This is a genomic window from Epilithonimonas sp. 33E (genome assembly GCF_059372615.1).
Window position 1 is genome coordinate 1,344,340 of sequence record NZ_CM182009.1, and the last position, 16,126, is coordinate 1,360,465.

The following is a 16,126-nucleotide window of genomic DNA, read 5'->3' on the forward strand; positions in this document are numbered from 1 at the left end:
ACAATTAATTTAAAAAACCTGAAGCTCTTCCCACACTTTTTGTTCCGAACCGGTCTTTGATTTTATCCAGCGCATTATAGAGTGATATCAATTCTTCAGTATCTTCAAAAAGATCCATCTGATGATTTCCGTGAACAAGACCTGTAAACTTGACCCCAATCAGGCGAATTCTCATCCTTCTGGTATATACTTTTTTAAACAGTTCTAAAACATATTTTAGCAAGGTATGATCGGCTGAGGTATAAGGAATCTTACATTGTTTTGTTTCCGTATCAAAATTGGGGTATCGAATTCTTACTGATACCGTTGAGGTCAACCATTTTTCATTTCTAAGCTGGTAGCAGAGTTGTTCCACCATTCCTGAAAGAATGCTCCTGATATTTTGAAGATCGATGGTATCTTCAGCAAAAGTGGTTTCGGTCGAAATTGATTTTCGTTCTGAATATTGAATGACGGGATTGTTATCAATCCCGTTGGCTTTCTTCCAAAGTTCAATTCCATTTTTACCGATCAATTGCTGTAAAACATCAGCAGGCATTTTGGAAAGGGTTTCAATTTTTCTTACGCCCAACCTGGAAAGCAGTTCGAAAGTGACATTGCCAACCATTGGAATTTTCTTAACTGATAGTGGATTTAAAAACGGTTGGATATATTCAGGCTTTACTTCAAATCTTCCGGTAGGTTTTGATTCACCGGTTCCTATTTTAGAGACGGTCTTATTCGTTGACAAAGCAAAACTGATGGGAAGTCCTGATTGTTTCGTCACAGCTTCAGCAATTTCTATGGTCCATTGATAGCATCCAAAAAACTTGTCCATTCCCGAAAGATCTAAATAAAATTCATCTACACTGGCTTTTTCTAAGACAGGTACTTTTTCCTGAATGATTTCTGTTACCATATGCGACATATTGGAGTAGTATTCCATATCACCTTTGATGACCTGAGCTTCGGGACATAAACGTAAAGCCATCCGAATTGGCATAGCGGAACGCACACCAAATTTTCTGGCTTCATACGAGCAGGATGCCACTACACCACGATCTCCGCCCCCTATGATGATGGGCTGATTCTGCAATACAGAGTCTCTCAGCCGTTCACAGGAAACAAAAAATGTATCCAAATCCATATGTGCAATCGCTCGTTCCATTTGACAAAATTATTCTGTTTTGTAGCAAAGTTTTGTATATTTGTTGCTATAAATTATAGCAATGTCAATTTTTTCAGAAAACATGCGGTATTTAAGAGGTAAGCTAAATCTTTCACAACAGAAGGTTGCTGATGATCTTTTAATTACCAGAGGCAGATATGGTAAGTATGAAGACGGTGCCACAGAGCCTCCTCAAGAGATTTTGATCAAGATTTCTAAATATTATAATGTCAGTATCGATTTACTTTTGACAATCAATGTCAGCAAATTTTCTATCGATGAGATTATGGAACTTCCGGATAATAGGATTGTTCTGCCTATCAGGGTAGATCAAGATGGAAACAATGAGATTGAGATTATTCCACAAAAAGCTTCTATGGGCTACTTGAATGGCTATGGAGATCCGGAATACATAGAAAGTCTGGAAACCATATCCTTACCCTTCTTGAAAGGGGGCAAATTCAGAGCATTTCCGGCTTACGGAGATTCAATGCCTCCCTATAAGAACGGAACATATATCGTAGGAAAATATGTCGAAAATCTTTCGGACTTAAAGACAGATAGAACCTATGTTTTCATCACAACCAATGATGGCATCAGTTACAAAAGATTTCAATTTCACGAAGCAGATAGTATCTGGGTTAAGGCTGATAATAGTTTTTATGAACCTTATAAAATACCACTAACTGAAATTAAAGAAATCTGGGAATTTGCATGCAGTATTAATACTAAGGAATATGAAGCAGATGAGTTTTCAGAAAAGAACATTCAAAACCAGCTAACAGAAATAAAATCTGATATAAAACAACTCAAACAAAGTTTTGGTGATAAACGATAATGTTATTTTTTAATAATTTTAAATAACTCTATGTTGCCATTGCTCGATAGTATATTGATATAATATACTCCTGATTTAAAGTTGTTAATATTAATTTTCTTTGTTTCCGGATTTTCAATTTTTTTTATAATTCTTCCAGAAGCATCTGAAATGGTAATGTTTTTAATTTCATCAAAACTAGTGATATTAAATATACCATCTGTTGGATTAGGATATATAAGAGATGATTTTTTATGGATGTCGGAAGTGCTTAAACTTTCATCTTTTTCTAGTTGTAAAGTTATTGTCCAACTATTATTGTCAATCTTAGAGTAAAGAATGCTGCATCCTTCACCGCCCCAGGTTCTTCAAAATTGACAGTTCCTTTTAGTCCATTGGCAATATCTAACCCTGTTCTTTCATAATTAAATGTACCTGACTTTGGGCCGACTCCTGATGTTATAGATGACTCAGATTTATTATTGGTTGTACAGAGTAATATGCTTCTCTGTTCGTCCATATAGCCGGAGTTTGCTGACGTCATGTTATAAGCGACTGTAGCAGATTGAACTTTATAGCCCTGAGGGACATCAATTGATATTGTGCCAGGACAGCTATTTGTAGAATTTATTGATAGTGCTGTTGCTGTATATAGTGTATTGATATCTCCTCCGGAATAAGTTTTGTTTATCTGACCTGCTCTAAAATATTTCATTTTCCAAAATCCTTTTGATATTCCACAGTTTGATCTTATCCAGAAATAGTAGTCTTGTCCAACTATTAAGTTGCTAAGTATTTTTGAAGTTGCACCTACAGGAATACTGCCTGTAGGATTGGTTGTTTCAGATGGATAATCCGAAGATGAACTTAGATAATATTCATAGCCGAGGCTAAATATGATACCCGGGGTCGTCCAACTTAATTTAAATTCTGTAAGGCTCACGGTAGTAGCGCTTATATTAGTTGGTGCCGGACAAGTCGTATACATTTGTGCAGAAGCCGCAAATATATTAATAACACCAGTTCCTGTATCTGTCTTTTTCACTGTGATACTCGTAATGGATTTATTGATATTACTATTATCAAGAGTCAATGGAATCTGATATAATCTTGGATTTTCGCTATTAGGCTCTAAAGTATTAGTTATTCTATTTACTCTTCCTAATCCTTTGATGGCATAGTTTGATCCTCCATACCATTCAGAAATAGTAATATTATTAAATGTCTGTTTTGTTGAATTAGAAAAATTCACGGTTATTTCAGCAGTACTATTACCTGATCCGCTTGTAGCTAAAAGATAAATACTGGATACGCCGCTAATAGGACTAAATGATAAAGTTCCTGTAGTATTTGCTCCGGCTAATCTCATTGAATTATTTCCACTGTAAGGAGCCAACTGATAATAAACTTCCGGAGTCGAATCTACTTGTGATATTATTTTACCATCATTTGGAAGTCCATAGGCAAGGTCTGCGCTGGAGGATGTCAGTTTGAAGTCTCTCGCCACTAAAACATAATTAACTCCATCCACATCATTAGTTGTTGAAGTCACCGGAGAACCAATACCATTAGCAATGACATCTGCATTGTAACCACTTTGAATAGATAAGGATCTGAATTCCTGAGCTTTTATAGAGTTAATACAAATAGTTAGTAAAGAACAAAATATTTTTAATAATAGATTTGTTTTCATAATCGATAGAATAGTTTTTAGAGATTAGAAAATGTCTAATCAAAATTAATGAGCATTCTATCTCCTTGATAAAAAATGTTCTGAACAGTTACTTTTTTGTTCTGAATCAAATATCGTTATGATATTCCTGATTGTAAAGAATGGACTAAAAAGAATGAAAAAAGTCTAAGGAATTTAATTGTTTATTTTTTTGTTGGTTAAAATTTAGGAAACAAAAAATCTAAATAATTTTTTAGCTCAATTATAATAATGTTCCTGTTATTATTTTTATTTATGATAGTTGTAGTGGTATTTTAATATTTAACTTCAAGTCTGTAAAAAAAAATCCCCGACTTTCATCGAGGATAAAAACTAATAACCATGAAAACTCAAGTATGATTGAGAATCTCTGCAAATGTATGTGATATCGGCTTTATTACAATAAGTCATTGTGTTTTTTGTAATATATTTAACTTAGATAAAAATACTCTTAAGATTTAATTTTAATCGGAATGCTTTAATCTAAGGTGTTGTATCTCTTTTTTAAGAAAAATCGCAATTGATTTCATTTGGATAATTCTTAAAATTATCTAATATTTTTACTATAACCGTAATTTGATATTGTAGTCATAGCTATCCTGGTACTTTTATGGACATTTTGGGTAAGCCATTACCAAACTCAACTGAAAATTTCTGAAGGGATAAATGGAAAATTATGAAGTAAGAGGCATAGCAGTTTTTAGTTTACCAAAACTTTAATTGAAAACCTTCTTGAATAAGACAATTTTTAATTTAGTACATTAATTATCTAGAAAGTTGTTTAAGGTTTGGCAAGATTCGCTTTATTAGAAGTAGATATGGGTAATGATTCCGTATCCTATCATCAATGAATTGATAAGAAGGTCAAAATCCTGTCCGGTATATATTTTTTCTAATATTTCTTCGGCTTGCAACAGATAGATGTCCGCATTCACAGTATCTCCGGGGAAGACAATTTCTGTATCGATAAATGTTTGGTTAGCTATGATCTCTCGGGTGTCATTAGGGAATTTAATAATTGTTCTGAACCCTGAGGATACGGGCGTTACAATACCACCATCCTCTGTTTTTAGATAGTTGAGTGTGGCTTTAAAATGAGGCTTTTTTTCCATTATTTTATTTTTTACTTAATAGTATTTTTTACTTTGATGATTTAAAAATACTATTGTGCGCTGCTTTTCAAAAGTTCCAGCGCCTTTATTATCTTTTTATCCTTCATCAGATTTTCCAGATCATCACCTCCTGTAACTTCAAAGTCAGGTTTGATATGTTTTTTATAGACTTTTGAGTTCCTATCCAACACATAATCCGTTGAAAGATTCAATCCAGCATCCGCATTAATCCTAAAGCCTTGCACAGCCGTTGTATAATCTGCTGTTGGTTCTCCAACTACATACGTGTTCTTTCTTCCAATCAAAGATATGGCAGTCATTTCACCAGCACTGGCAGTATAACAACTTGTCAGAATGACGATGGGAATATCTTTATTAATTGGATTATTTAATTCAACCTTTCTAGTCAGTTCAGTACCGTCGATCAGCATTTTTCCGTCTTTGATTTCCCATTGTCCGGAAGATTCACCTCTAGAATTTTTAAAACCTCCAAAAACAACATTGTCACTTCCGATAAACTCTTTTAATCCCAATAAGATTGGATACATATTACCACCTGTATTAGTTCTCAGGTCTATAATCCAGGTCTTGATCTTAGCTGAATTAATATTATTAATATGAGAAGTAATATCATTAGCAATACTATCCACTTTCTTAAATGAAAAATCACTATTACCAGGGATTCTTATGTAGCCTGTATTTTTATTAATTACCTGACTGACTACCGCCTTCTCAGACTTCAATTTAGCTTTCAGATAAGTATTACCAGCGGCCAAAGCTTTGTTCCATCCATAAGATTTGCCTTTATATTTGAGGCCGCCGTGATAATCACCCAGCAGTTCAAAGACTTCGGCATATAATGGAGCCAGCTCCCATACTTGATCCAGATTCTGACCTTTGCTGTACAATCTACTTTTGATTATCTCTATTTTAGATGTATCAACAGCATTTGTTTTTATCAAATCAATAGATTTATCAACAAACTGTTTAACACTGTCGTTTTTGAACTCTTGAGAAAAGAATGAAACGGGAAGGAATAAAGAGAGAAATAAGAAAGAATATTTATACATAGATAGGGTTACAAGCTACTTTAATTCTCAAATATAATTAATTGTTGACAAACAGTTTCCTGAAAGAGTATTACGTCAAATTATATGTATAGATATCATTCAAACGAGTTACGAAATTCCAGAGGAGAGAGACCCGTCCTTACCCTAAACATCTTGCTGAAAGACTGTGGATGCTCAAATCCCAATTCATAAGCGATCTCAGCTACCGTCAGATTGGTGTTGGTCAGTCGCTCCTTTGCTTTTTCGATGACTTTGCTTCGGATATACTGCTGGGCATTCTGTCCAATTAATGAGCGCAGCAGGTCGCTCAGATATCCAGATGAGATTTTAAGCTGATCCGCCACATATTGTACAGTCGGAAGACCCTGCTGCAACGATAGCTGATTATTGAGATAATCCTCAAGGATACTTTCAGTTTTTTGAAGTATATCGTTATTAGCCACTTTTCTGGTGATGAACTGCCTTTTATAGAACCTGTTGACGTAGCTGAGCAACAACTCCAACTGAGCAATTACAACTTCCTGACTGAACTCATCTACGCGGCTGTTCAGTTCCCGCTCCATGATTCGATAAACTGACAGGATAATTTCTTTTTCACTATCCGAAAGATGCAGCGCCTCATTGAAGGCATAAGAGAAGTAGCTGTATTGCTTTATTTTTCGTGCGATAGGATGACCCAGCAGGAAGTCAGGATGGATCAGTAAAATATAGCAATAGGTCTCACTATTATAATCGGTGCTTCCCACCAGTTGGTCAGGTGCTAGGAACAGCATACTACCTTCATCGTAATCATAATAATTCCTGCCATATTTTAATCTTCCTTTATTCCTGGTGATAAAGGTAATCTTATAAAAACTCAGGATATCGTAGATCGGTGCCATAGCCGTATTAAAAGGATTATCCTTGTTAAAATGGACAAGACTGATCAGCGGATGTTGCGGTGCAGGCAGTCCGAAAGCCTGATGACTTTCCGATATCGAGATGAAGCGTACCAATTTATCGTCGTTGGATTTCATATTATAAATGTATAAAAAACCTATGACCATAGATCATAGGTTTTGTGTTAAAATTACCAAGGAAGAATATTATCTTCCCCGCTGAAATCGGCAGGTCCGGTAAAGCTTCCTGTCGGAAGATCTTCAGACAAAGCAACTCTAATCGGTTCTTTTGAACCTTCTTCTACAGAATCCGTTCCCTGAAAATTATTAAGCGCTGTGGCCGTAAATCCAGGGCTTACCAAATGAACTTTGATATTAGTGTCTTCCAATTCTATCGCTAGCGAAAGAAAAATTCCATTAAGCGCCGTTTTGGAAGCACCATAGACTGCATCAAAATTTGAGCGGTAAGGATTTTCCGGATTAGAATTAATGCCCAATGATCCCAAAGCACTGGAGACTGTGACAATACGTGCGTTGTTTGCTTGATGCAACAGAGGCAAAAATGATTGCGTCAACGCTAATGTCCCGAATACATTTGTGTCCCAAACTGTTTTAAGCTCGCTGATTGTTGCAATACTCGCACGCTGCGCACCCAAAACTTCCTCCATCGTACGTCCTAATGCACCTGCATGAGAAACTGCTGCATTGTTGACCAATAAACTTAGGTATCCCTGTTCTTTTTTAACGGTCTCTAAAGCTGTATTAATAGAATCAGAATCTGTAATATCCAGATGGATGGCTTTTGCTGATCCTCCCAGCTCTCTAGCCGCAGCTTCACCCTTTGCAAGGTCACGAGAACCTACATATACAGTATAGCCATTTTCCACAAGAGCTTTAGCAATCTGAAATCCTACACCAGTATTCGCACCTGATACCAAGGCTACTTTATTTTCATTGTTTTGCATAATATTCTGCTTTAAAAGTTATAAAGCAAAGTTCAGCATTGAAAGAAGAATTAATGTATCTCAATCAGGACTAGTTGAAGCCTAATCGAGGATTTACACATAGAATAATAATTATTACCATTATTTAATTTCAGAACAAAAAGGCACAATTTCAGAACATTTTTTTTTTTTGATGTATGAAGTGATTATAATTTTATAAATCAGATATGCTTTGTAAATATTTATAATTAAGCCATAAAAAAATACCTATGAAAAAAATAGCTTTACTTATTTCATTCATTATCAGTGTTTTATTTTTCGCACAAGCAGGTGTTGCTGATAGTGATTTTGATCCACAAATTACAGGCAACTATGGATTTAACAGTTCTGGTTACCCTGTAAACAAAATATTGATCCAATCTGATGGAAAAGCAATAGTGTGCGGCAACTTTACGACCTTCAGAGGAGTATCCAGAAACCGCATTGCTAGATTGAATGTTGACGGAAGTTTAGATACAGCATTTAATCCCGGTGCAGGCGCCAATCTTGTTATCAATGCATTAGCACTTCAGACTGACGGAAAAATTGTAATTGGGGGAAATTTTACAAGTTATGACGGTGTTTCTATAATCAAGCTCGCCAGATTGAACACTGATGGCAGTCTTGATAGTACTTTTAATCCCGGAAATGCCATAATTAACAATGTCAATGGTGTTAATGAGCAAGTAAATGCCATAGCAATTCAGGAAGATGGTAAAATATTAGTTGGAAAATTTACTAATCCATACGAACCAACAGCAAAACAAAATGTAATTGTTCGATTTAATTCAGATGGGAGTATTGATAATTCTTTCGATAGCGGTCTTGGATTTTCAAACTCCAATCTGGAGCCGGTCTTTATATACTCTATTAATATTTTAAGTAACGGACAAGCTTTAGTTGCTGGAAAATTCGCGTCTTATAATGGATCATCGGTTAAAAATATTGTTAGATTGGACAGCAACGGAATTCTGGATACTACCTTTACTTCAAATTCTGTTGACGGATATATCTTTTCAACAGTGATTCAGCCTGATGGAAAAATAATTGTTGTTGGATCTTCTAAAATATCCAGATTAAACAGTGATGGTACTGTGGACACAACATTTAATGCTGGAACAGGAGCAGATAACTACATTATGTCTATAAGTAGACAAACTGATGGTAAATTCATAATTGGAGGCTGGTTCAAGAATTTCAATGGTTATACTAGAAACTATTTGGCAAGGTTAAACAGCAACGGATCATTGGATACATCTTTTGATGTGGCTAATGGTCCTAATACTTGGGTTTATACAGTGCCTATACAACAAGATGGAAAAATTTTAATAGGGGGTACTTTTACATCTTTCAATGGAACGGCAAGAAATTATATTGCACGTGTCAATAGCGACGGGTCATTAGATACAAATTATAATTTAGGTGAAACGGACAATATACAAACGATTACGGCAGAATCTGATGGTAAAACAATAATTGGAGGAAACTTTACCGCTCCTTTAAATCAAAGTTCTTCAAACAGGATTGCCAGACTTACCTCTGATGGCCAGTTTGATCCAGATTTTAATGCTGGAGGAGCAGGAGCTGATAACATAATTTTGACGTCCAAAACACAAGAAGATGGAAAAATTTTAATTGGTGGTCAGTTTACTTCATATAATAATATTAACATTAACCGATTGGCGCGTCTTAACAATGATGGAACTTTAGATAACAGCTTTAACATCGGGACTGGAGCTAATGGCACCGTTAATGCTATTGGATTAACAGCCGATCAAAAAATCCTTGTAGCTGGTGAGTTTACAACGTTTAACGGAACTAATAGGAACAAGATTATTAGACTAAATTCAGTAGGAAGTATTGATAATTCTTTCAATACAGGCTCTGGTCCAAATGATATCATTAATGCCTTGGCAATTCAGCAGGATCAGAAAGTCATTATTGCAGGATGGTTTACAATGTACAACGGTACAACAGCTAACCGTATTGCCAGACTCAATAATGATGGGACATTAGATACCTCTTTCAACATTGGCTCAGGTTTTAACAGTACACTGCGATGTTTGGCAATACAGTCGGACGGAAAAATTATTGTTGGTGGCGGCTTTTCTTCTTATAACGGAAAATCAGTAAATAATATCGTTCGCTTAAATACAGATGGAACCCTAGATGATTCTTTTACTGGAACTGGTTCTAATAGCACTGTCAGGAGTATTACCATTCAACCTGATGGAAGAATTGTTATTTCTGGCATTTTTACATCTTACAATGGAGTAGCGGTCAATAAGATTGCTCGCCTCAATAGGGATGGAAGTCTGGATACGACATTTAACACAGGTGGCAGCGGAGCTAACGATATCATCTACACATCTGCAATTCTACCAAATGGTAAAGTAGTGTTTGGAGGCGGATTTAGCAGTTATAATGGAGTAGCTCATAATCGAATAGCAAGAGTGGGTTCTTATGCAGTACAGCCCGAAGCTGAATCTGTACAAAATTTCTGTGGTAGTAATACGCTCGGAGATCTCAATGTATCAGGACAGAATTTAAAATGGTACCAATCGGAATATGGAGGAGCATCAATTCCAACGTCAACACTATTGGTTCATAACCAGACCTACTACGTTTCACAGACGATTGACAGTGTAGAAAGTGCAAGAATTGCCATCAAAACACCTAATGAGAAGCCTTCTGTCCCAACTGGTGAAACGGTTCAGAGTTTTGAAGCTGGCGATGATTTAAATGTTTTGGTTGTGTCAGGAACTAAGATTAAATGGTATGCCAGTGTGGGTGACGCAACAAACCATACCAACGTACTACCGGTGACCACTAAAATTATTAATAACACGATCTATTATGCTACCCAGACCATCGGGATATGTGAATCTTCATTATCATTGGCGGTAAGAGCTTATAATGAAATATTAAGTTCAAATGAAGTCGAAGATTCTCAATTAAAAATATTTCCAAACCCAGTTAAAGATGTTATCAACTTTGCTGGACAGGAAAACATCTCTAAAGTTGTAGTAATCTCCATCGATGGTAAGAAAATCATTGAACAGATGATGAATGGGGTGAGATATCTTAACGTTCGGTATCTAATTCAGGGAACTTACCTCATTCATGTTTTTACAGAGAAAGGTGTTCAGTCATTTAAGTTTATTAAGAATTAACTGTATTTAATTTTAACTTCTGACCATCATATTTAATATGATGGTCTTTCTTTTTAAAATGTTTTTACACGCGTTTGATTTTTTGATGTATTTAATTTCAGTATATAGTTGCAAAAGCTAATTCTTCACAATTTTTTTTGTTACGCTTTCTCCATTTCTATTACTGAATGTTACAAAGTATGCACCTTTTCTAAGTTTACCTATGTCGATAGATGTTCCATTAACGAACATTTCCGTAACAAGCTTACCTGAAGGTTCTGTTATTTTTAAACTGGTTATTACTTCGGAAAAATTAAGTATATCTCGTACAGGATTAGGATAGATATCAATCTTTGCAATTTTAATATCATGGGCTGATAATGTAGCTCCGGTTAAGCGTGCTAGTCTGTTTTGTGTCACTCCTTGATATTTCTCAAAGTAACCTCCAGCCACAATTTTTCCATCGGACTGTATTGAAATGGCTTTTATATTTGTTATGATACCGCTAAATCCTGCTCCAATGTTGAATGTAGTGTCAACACTGCCATTATGATTAAGACGTGATATGCATCTTTGGCTTGTTCCATTAATACTAATAAAATTTCCTCCCAATACAATTTTTCCATCAGACTGTAAAGCAATTGTCCCAACAGAATAATTTTCAATTCCCGTTCCGACAGCAAATGATGTATCCAAAGACCCGTTTGTATTTAGACGTGCGATCCTGTTTTGAGTGAGTCCTTTGTAAGTTGTAAACCAGCCGCCAACTAGGACTTTACCATCAGGTTGTAAGACTATCGATTGAATTATTGGATTGGTTGGGGCTCCATCAAATCCTGTCCCAATCTCAAAAGAAGGATCGTGTGTTCCATTGGCATTTAATCTGACTATATCATTTTGTTTTCCTAAGATGTAATTATAGGTAAATGCCCCAGCTATAATGATTTTACCATCAGATTGTATTGCTATAGATTCTACCATATCAGCAGAACCAAATCCCGCAGAAAAATTATCTAATGTCCCATTGGTATTTAGACGGGCAATAGCTGCTTGATTTTTACCGTTGTAGGATACAAATCGACCACCTATGAGAATTTTATCATCAGATTGTACAGCTATTGAATTGACACTGTTGAAACTGCCAACATCGAATCCGGAACCGATATTAAAAGATGAGTCCATAGTTCCGTCCGCATTCAAGCGTGTTATGAGGTTTTGATCTACACCATTGTATGATGTAAATCTGCCACCAATAAGGATTTTGCCATCTGTCTGCACAGTGATCGTATCAACATAAGTATTTCCGATGCCACTAAAACCCAAACCTGTGTTGAAAGATGTATCAATGCTTCCGTCTATATTTAAGCGGGTGATGTGGTTTTGTTCTGTTCCCTTATAATATGTAAACCAACCGCCTACCAAAATTTTTCCATCCGACTGTACGGCAGTGGCCATGACAGCTTGGTTAAATCCTGACCCAATGGCAAAAGAAGTATCAAGAGTTCCATCTATTTGAGCTTGCGCTTTACCGCCAAATAAAAGCAGGACAAGGATAATCTTAAAAAATAGAAATTTTTTCATTGTAAAAAATGATTTAACTGGTTTATAGTTTGTTAGCTTCGTATTCAACAAATATAATCAACATCTGTAGAACTTTGATCTTTCAATAATGTTTTTATATACTTCTTTACGATTTTTGGTTTATACTATAGAATCATAGCGTTATTTGATTGTATGCTAAAAAATAATTGTTAAAGCTTGTAAATAATCAAGAAACCCAATTAAACTGTGTCTTATTCAAATTACTCCTGTCATCATACACTCTACATTTTAATCTATCATTCCCAGAACATAATTCATGATTACCTCTGAGTCTGTCTCATTTTCTATAGCAAATCTATTCCGTTGTCACTGCTGAAAAAAATCTTTTTAGGTATCCGGAATCGGAGATTCCAAACCCTCCGCAAAAATATTTCAAGTTTTCATCGATCTTCTTTCTTATTGTTTTCAAGGAATTGATTGCAGTTTTCATTGTGTCTGCCTGAATGGTAATCCGCATAGAAAAGTCAGAAACCTCACAAGGTGCAAATGCAGTTCATTGAAATTTTGATTCTTATTTATTCTCTCAGTATAAATCATTTGATATGATGTTATTAAAAGATAATTACTTCACGGTATTGATCAATCAGTTTGTCCAAATGTATTAGAAATCAATTCAACTAATCCAATTATAAATGTTTTGCATGATCAAATTGTAAATCAGTCTTATGGATTACAATCAAGTAAAGAATAGAAAAGGTCAAAATTTTCTTCAAGTTGCAATTACAGAATCTACAGGTTTTTAATGGTAGGTGCGGGAAAAACAGGTCTCCGCCGCACTCGGAGCGGATTACATGAATTTTAATATTGTGAACGAAATTAAATTGAGCTATTCAAGAAAAGGAAATTGTGAAAGGTTAATCTCATCTTCAAGGGATGCCGTGAAGATTTTTAGAGAGCATTTTGATTCTGATGAAATGGATTATCGGGAATCGTTTTTTGCATTGTATCTGAATCAGGCGAACAAGGTTTTAGGAATTAAGAAAATATCAGAGTGCGGAATTTCTTCAACTTTGGTCGATGTCAGAATTGTGATGCAGGCTGGTCTTCTTTGTAATGCTTCGGGAATTATTGTAGCTCATAATCATCCCTCCGGAAATCTCAAACCTTCAAGTGCTGATATTAAAATGACCGCTCAGATTAAAGAGGCTTGTAAGGTTATGAGTATGTCTTTGCTGGATCACGTGATTTTGACTTCGGATTCGCATTATTCTTTTGCAGATGATGGGATGATATGAGGTTTTTAGGTTTTTGATTACAAAGGGATGGTTGCGGTTGTGAATAGTTGTGATGAATCTTGAGGGTTTTAATTTTACTCTTTGGAGGTTTGGAATTTTCTTCCAAAAAATGAAATCTAAAGAGCATTCAGAATTTCAGCAATGGCTCTAGATGTTTAAGTTTTAAAAAAATTAACAAAAAAATATGAAAAGTACAGTTTTATCAAGTGTTGAACCTTTATTGTATGGTTTAGAAAGCCCTAGAGGTGCTATTGAATTGGTAATGTTTGCTAAAAAGATGGCAAATAGTGAAGGTATAGAAAATTGTAATCGGCTTGCAAAATTAAGCTTTAACAACTCTAACATACACAAAGCTTTTCCTGATGAATTACCTTTTGATGAAACTCTTTTAATAGGTTACGAGGGATGGAGTGAATTGATATTGTATTTGTGTATTAAGTGTAGTCGTAAGGCTGTCAAAATAGCAACCTGTCAATTCCCCAATGGTGAAATTAGGTTTTATGATGATTATAGAAATACAATTATGCTCAGGAAACTTTCTGAGAATGAGATTAAGGAGATTTTCTGTTTTGTATGGGATAATTTAGAATTGATACAACCGAAACCTTTGTATATGATGAAAGACGAGTAGGTCTTTATTCTGTGTTTTTATGAAGTGATTAGCAAAGTAAAAGTCATATTTCTTACAAGACAAGGTATAGAGAACGGACGAAACAGGAGATATAGAAGGCACACAAGACATAGAAAACAGACAAGATGGACAAGAGAGACGAGATAAAAGAAACAGGAACAAGCAAGGCTGGCAGGACAGAGAATGCAGATAAGATATAAGAGACAGTGAGGATAATCAAGAAATAATGTCATCTAATTATAAATACAACAATAAATAACTTCTAAAATAAGCATTATGAGTAATATAGTAAGCAATACGGGAATTTCAGAATTGAGTACTTTATTGGTACTTCGTCACAGTAATAATTCTGTCGGGATTGTACAGAGTGTGAATGAGCAGGGAAATCTCATAGAGGTTCAGCCCGACGGGAGTGGGAATGATACAATGCTTAGTATTGATTCGTCGGCAGTATCTTTTTTAGACTTTTATACGGATTTTTATTATCAGCTTAAAGAACCTGCTGATTATTCATTTTTTAAAGTGAACGAATATGAAGCGAGAGAAACTGCAATTGGACTGCAGAAGTATGTAGAAGCTTCTTCGGATAGTGAGAAAAGGGATTTGATTGACTACGCAGTTTCTATCGAGAGAGTTGAAGCCATCAGAAATCAGGCAAAAGCTGGAAAAGATTCTTTTAAAGTAAATGATAATTTTTATCAAAAGCCTTCTGAAATCAACTCTTTCCAGTACCGCTTTCAGATGGAAGATGTACCATGGAAACGATTAGCAGATATAGGTCTTGATAGGGATAAGTTGGATCGGTTGGGCGTGTTGGATTGTTTGCTGAAAGGCTATAAAACGCCCAAGCTGATTCCTATATTAATGAAGAATGGAAAATCAGTAATTAAGGCTGATGCAAGGTTACAACTTAGATTGAATAATGATGGGGAAGTGGTTGTTTGTATTCATAAAATACAGGATAAACCGAATTTTGAAGAGCTGTTTTTTGGTCATAGATTTAGCAAAGAAGATGAATTGAATCTTTTAAATTCTGAAAATATGGGCAGGGTTGTAGAGCTTCTTGATGAAGCAACCGGAGAATTGATTCCTTCTTTGATTAGCATGGATAAGCTAACTAATGAATTATTTTCTTTGAGGTTGGATTTTGTCAGAATTCCTGTTGTGGTTTGCGGTGTTCAGCTTGATAAGGAACAACAGAGAACTCTGAAAGAGGGAAAGTTGTTGTTTGTTGATGGGATGATTTCAAGAAATGGTAAAGAGTTTTCTGCTAATCTTCAATTTAATGCTGAGAAACAATGTGTTGAGTTTTTGTTTGAAAGGGATTTGAAAAGTTCTGAGTCGAGGATTTCTAAAGATGAGATTTTGGTTGAGATTCCGAAGATGTTTAGAGGGAAGCGGTTGTTTGGATGGCAGATGAAGAAATTGGTAGTAGGAGAGTGGGCTTACATCAAAGGACTGGTTAGTAAGAGCGGAAAGAATTATCAGGGGTATATTCGTTTTGATGAGCTTTCTAAGAGGATTGTATTTTCGTTTAAGAATCCGAAGAAAGTATAATTTATGTGTTTGAGTAAGATTATTGATTACTCTATGGATTATAGTGGTAAAAACCTCCAAAGTATTTAAACTTTGGAGGTTTTTATTTGTATTCAAACTTATGATGTAGTTTTGGAATTTTATGTCTGATAGTTTATAAATTTAAGCTTTGTCTAATTGTTGAGGTAGCTTAAGGTTTTGTATCTTGGGAAAAATTGGCGGCAAAAATGCAATTCCTCCCTGTTGTCGGAA

At 35.3% G+C, this 16,126-nt stretch carries 13 protein-coding genes; 5 read left to right on the forward strand and 8 right to left on the reverse strand.

The genetic code is table 11. The features are described from left to right. Positions 1 to 4: 4 nt before the first annotated feature. Positions 5 to 1,147, reverse strand: a complete 1,143-nt coding sequence (gene dinB / locus AC5P2S_RS06320; protein ID WP_494556616.1) for a DNA polymerase IV — start codon at positions 1,145 to 1,147, stop codon at positions 5 to 7. 61 nt (positions 1,148 to 1,208) lie between these two features. Between dinB and AC5P2S_RS06325 the strand changes: the two genes are divergently transcribed. After that, the gene (locus tag AC5P2S_RS06325) at positions 1,209 to 1,985 is read left to right on the forward strand and encodes an XRE family transcriptional regulator (protein WP_494556617.1); all 777 of its coding nucleotides are present in this window, start codon (positions 1,209 to 1,211) and stop codon (positions 1,983 to 1,985) included. A 2-nt stretch (positions 1,986 to 1,987) separates the two neighbouring features. Here AC5P2S_RS06325 and AC5P2S_RS06330 read toward each other — a convergent pair whose 3' ends face one another. From AC5P2S_RS06330 to AC5P2S_RS06355, 6 genes are all read right to left on the reverse strand, one after another. Then, positions 1,988 to 2,305, reverse strand: a complete 318-nt coding sequence (locus AC5P2S_RS06330; protein WP_494557009.1) for a T9SS type A sorting domain-containing protein — start codon at positions 2,303 to 2,305, stop codon at positions 1,988 to 1,990. Further along, positions 2,266 to 3,657 carry a fibronectin type III domain-containing protein gene (locus AC5P2S_RS06335; RefSeq protein ID WP_494556618.1) on the reverse strand — a complete coding sequence of 464 codons (1,392 nt, stop codon included), beginning with the start codon at positions 3,655 to 3,657 and terminating at the stop codon, positions 2,266 to 2,268. The genes AC5P2S_RS06330 and AC5P2S_RS06335 overlap by 40 nt, the downstream gene beginning before the upstream one ends. Positions 3,658 to 4,481: 824 nt before the next feature. After that, entirely contained in the window at positions 4,482 to 4,787 is a 306-nt protein-coding gene (locus AC5P2S_RS06340; protein WP_494556619.1) for a hypothetical protein, read from the reverse strand. 50 nt (positions 4,788 to 4,837) lie between these two features. Further along, positions 4,838 to 5,857, reverse strand: coding sequence for a S41 family peptidase (locus AC5P2S_RS06345; RefSeq protein WP_494556620.1), 1,020 nt, complete (start codon positions 5,855 to 5,857; stop codon positions 4,838 to 4,840). A 95-nt stretch (positions 5,858 to 5,952) separates the two neighbouring features. Next, complete coding sequence (locus tag AC5P2S_RS06350) at positions 5,953 to 6,873, reverse strand: helix-turn-helix domain-containing protein (RefSeq protein WP_494556621.1); 921 nt, start codon at positions 6,871 to 6,873, stop codon at positions 5,953 to 5,955. A gap of 53 nt (positions 6,874 to 6,926) precedes the next feature. Then, positions 6,927 to 7,700 (reverse strand): SDR family NAD(P)-dependent oxidoreductase, encoded by a 774-nt coding sequence (locus AC5P2S_RS06355; protein WP_494556622.1) that lies wholly within the window; start codon positions 7,698 to 7,700, stop codon positions 6,927 to 6,929. A gap of 248 nt (positions 7,701 to 7,948) precedes the next feature. Between AC5P2S_RS06355 and AC5P2S_RS06360 the strand changes: the two genes are divergently transcribed. Continuing rightward, a complete protein-coding gene (locus AC5P2S_RS06360; protein WP_494556623.1) occupies positions 7,949 to 10,891 on the forward strand; it encodes a T9SS type A sorting domain-containing protein in 2,943 nt (980 codons plus the stop codon). 117 nt (positions 10,892 to 11,008) lie between these two features. Here AC5P2S_RS06360 and AC5P2S_RS06365 read toward each other — a convergent pair whose 3' ends face one another. Beyond that, positions 11,009 to 12,325: a T9SS type A sorting domain-containing protein gene (locus AC5P2S_RS06365; protein WP_494556624.1), complete on the reverse strand. Its 1,317-nt coding sequence runs from the start codon at positions 12,323 to 12,325 to the stop codon at positions 11,009 to 11,011. Between the two features lie 953 nt (positions 12,326 to 13,278). Here AC5P2S_RS06365 and AC5P2S_RS06370 point away from each other — a divergent pair. The 3 genes from AC5P2S_RS06370 (at position 13,279) to AC5P2S_RS06380 (ending at position 15,895) form a co-directional block, all read left to right on the forward strand. Next, positions 13,279 to 13,707, forward strand: coding sequence for a JAB domain-containing protein (locus AC5P2S_RS06370; protein ID WP_494556625.1), 429 nt, complete (start codon positions 13,279 to 13,281; stop codon positions 13,705 to 13,707). A 184-nt stretch (positions 13,708 to 13,891) separates the two neighbouring features. After that, complete coding sequence (locus AC5P2S_RS06375; RefSeq protein ID WP_494556626.1) at positions 13,892 to 14,338, forward strand: hypothetical protein; 447 nt, start codon at positions 13,892 to 13,894, stop codon at positions 14,336 to 14,338. A 276-nt stretch (positions 14,339 to 14,614) separates the two neighbouring features. After that, the gene (locus AC5P2S_RS06380) at positions 14,615 to 15,895 is read left to right on the forward strand and encodes a DUF3945 domain-containing protein (RefSeq protein WP_494556627.1); all 1,281 of its coding nucleotides are present in this window, start codon (positions 14,615 to 14,617) and stop codon (positions 15,893 to 15,895) included. Positions 15,896 to 16,126 lie beyond the last annotated feature (231 nt).

Bases quoted from the DNA above. Each gene is read 5' to 3' on its own strand.
- AC5P2S_RS06335 (WP_494556618.1), bottom strand. From the start codon at position 3,657: ATGAAAACAAATCTATTATTAAAAATATTTTGTTCTTTACTAACTATT.
- dinB (WP_494556616.1), bottom strand. From the start codon at position 1,147: ATGGAACGAGCGATTGCACATATGGATTTGGATACATTTTTTGTTTCC.
- AC5P2S_RS06380 (WP_494556627.1), top strand. From the start codon at position 14,615: ATGAGTAATATAGTAAGCAATACGGGAATTTCAGAATTGAGTACTTTA.
- AC5P2S_RS06345 (WP_494556620.1), bottom strand. From the start codon at position 5,857: ATGTATAAATATTCTTTCTTATTTCTCTCTTTATTCCTTCCCGTTTCA.
- AC5P2S_RS06360 (WP_494556623.1), top strand. From the start codon at position 7,949: ATGAAAAAAATAGCTTTACTTATTTCATTCATTATCAGTGTTTTATTT.
- AC5P2S_RS06325 (WP_494556617.1), top strand. From the start codon at position 1,209: ATGTCAATTTTTTCAGAAAACATGCGGTATTTAAGAGGTAAGCTAAAT.
- AC5P2S_RS06340 (WP_494556619.1), bottom strand. From the start codon at position 4,787: ATGGAAAAAAAGCCTCATTTTAAAGCCACACTCAACTATCTAAAAACA.
- AC5P2S_RS06350 (WP_494556621.1), bottom strand. From the start codon at position 6,873: ATGAAATCCAACGACGATAAATTGGTACGCTTCATCTCGATATCGGAA.
- AC5P2S_RS06375 (WP_494556626.1), top strand. From the start codon at position 13,892: ATGAAAAGTACAGTTTTATCAAGTGTTGAACCTTTATTGTATGGTTTA.
- AC5P2S_RS06365 (WP_494556624.1), bottom strand. From the start codon at position 12,325: ATGGCCACTGCCGTACAGTCGGATGGAAAAATTTTGGTAGGCGGTTGG.
- AC5P2S_RS06355 (WP_494556622.1), bottom strand. From the start codon at position 7,700: ATGCAAAACAATGAAAATAAAGTAGCCTTGGTATCAGGTGCGAATACT.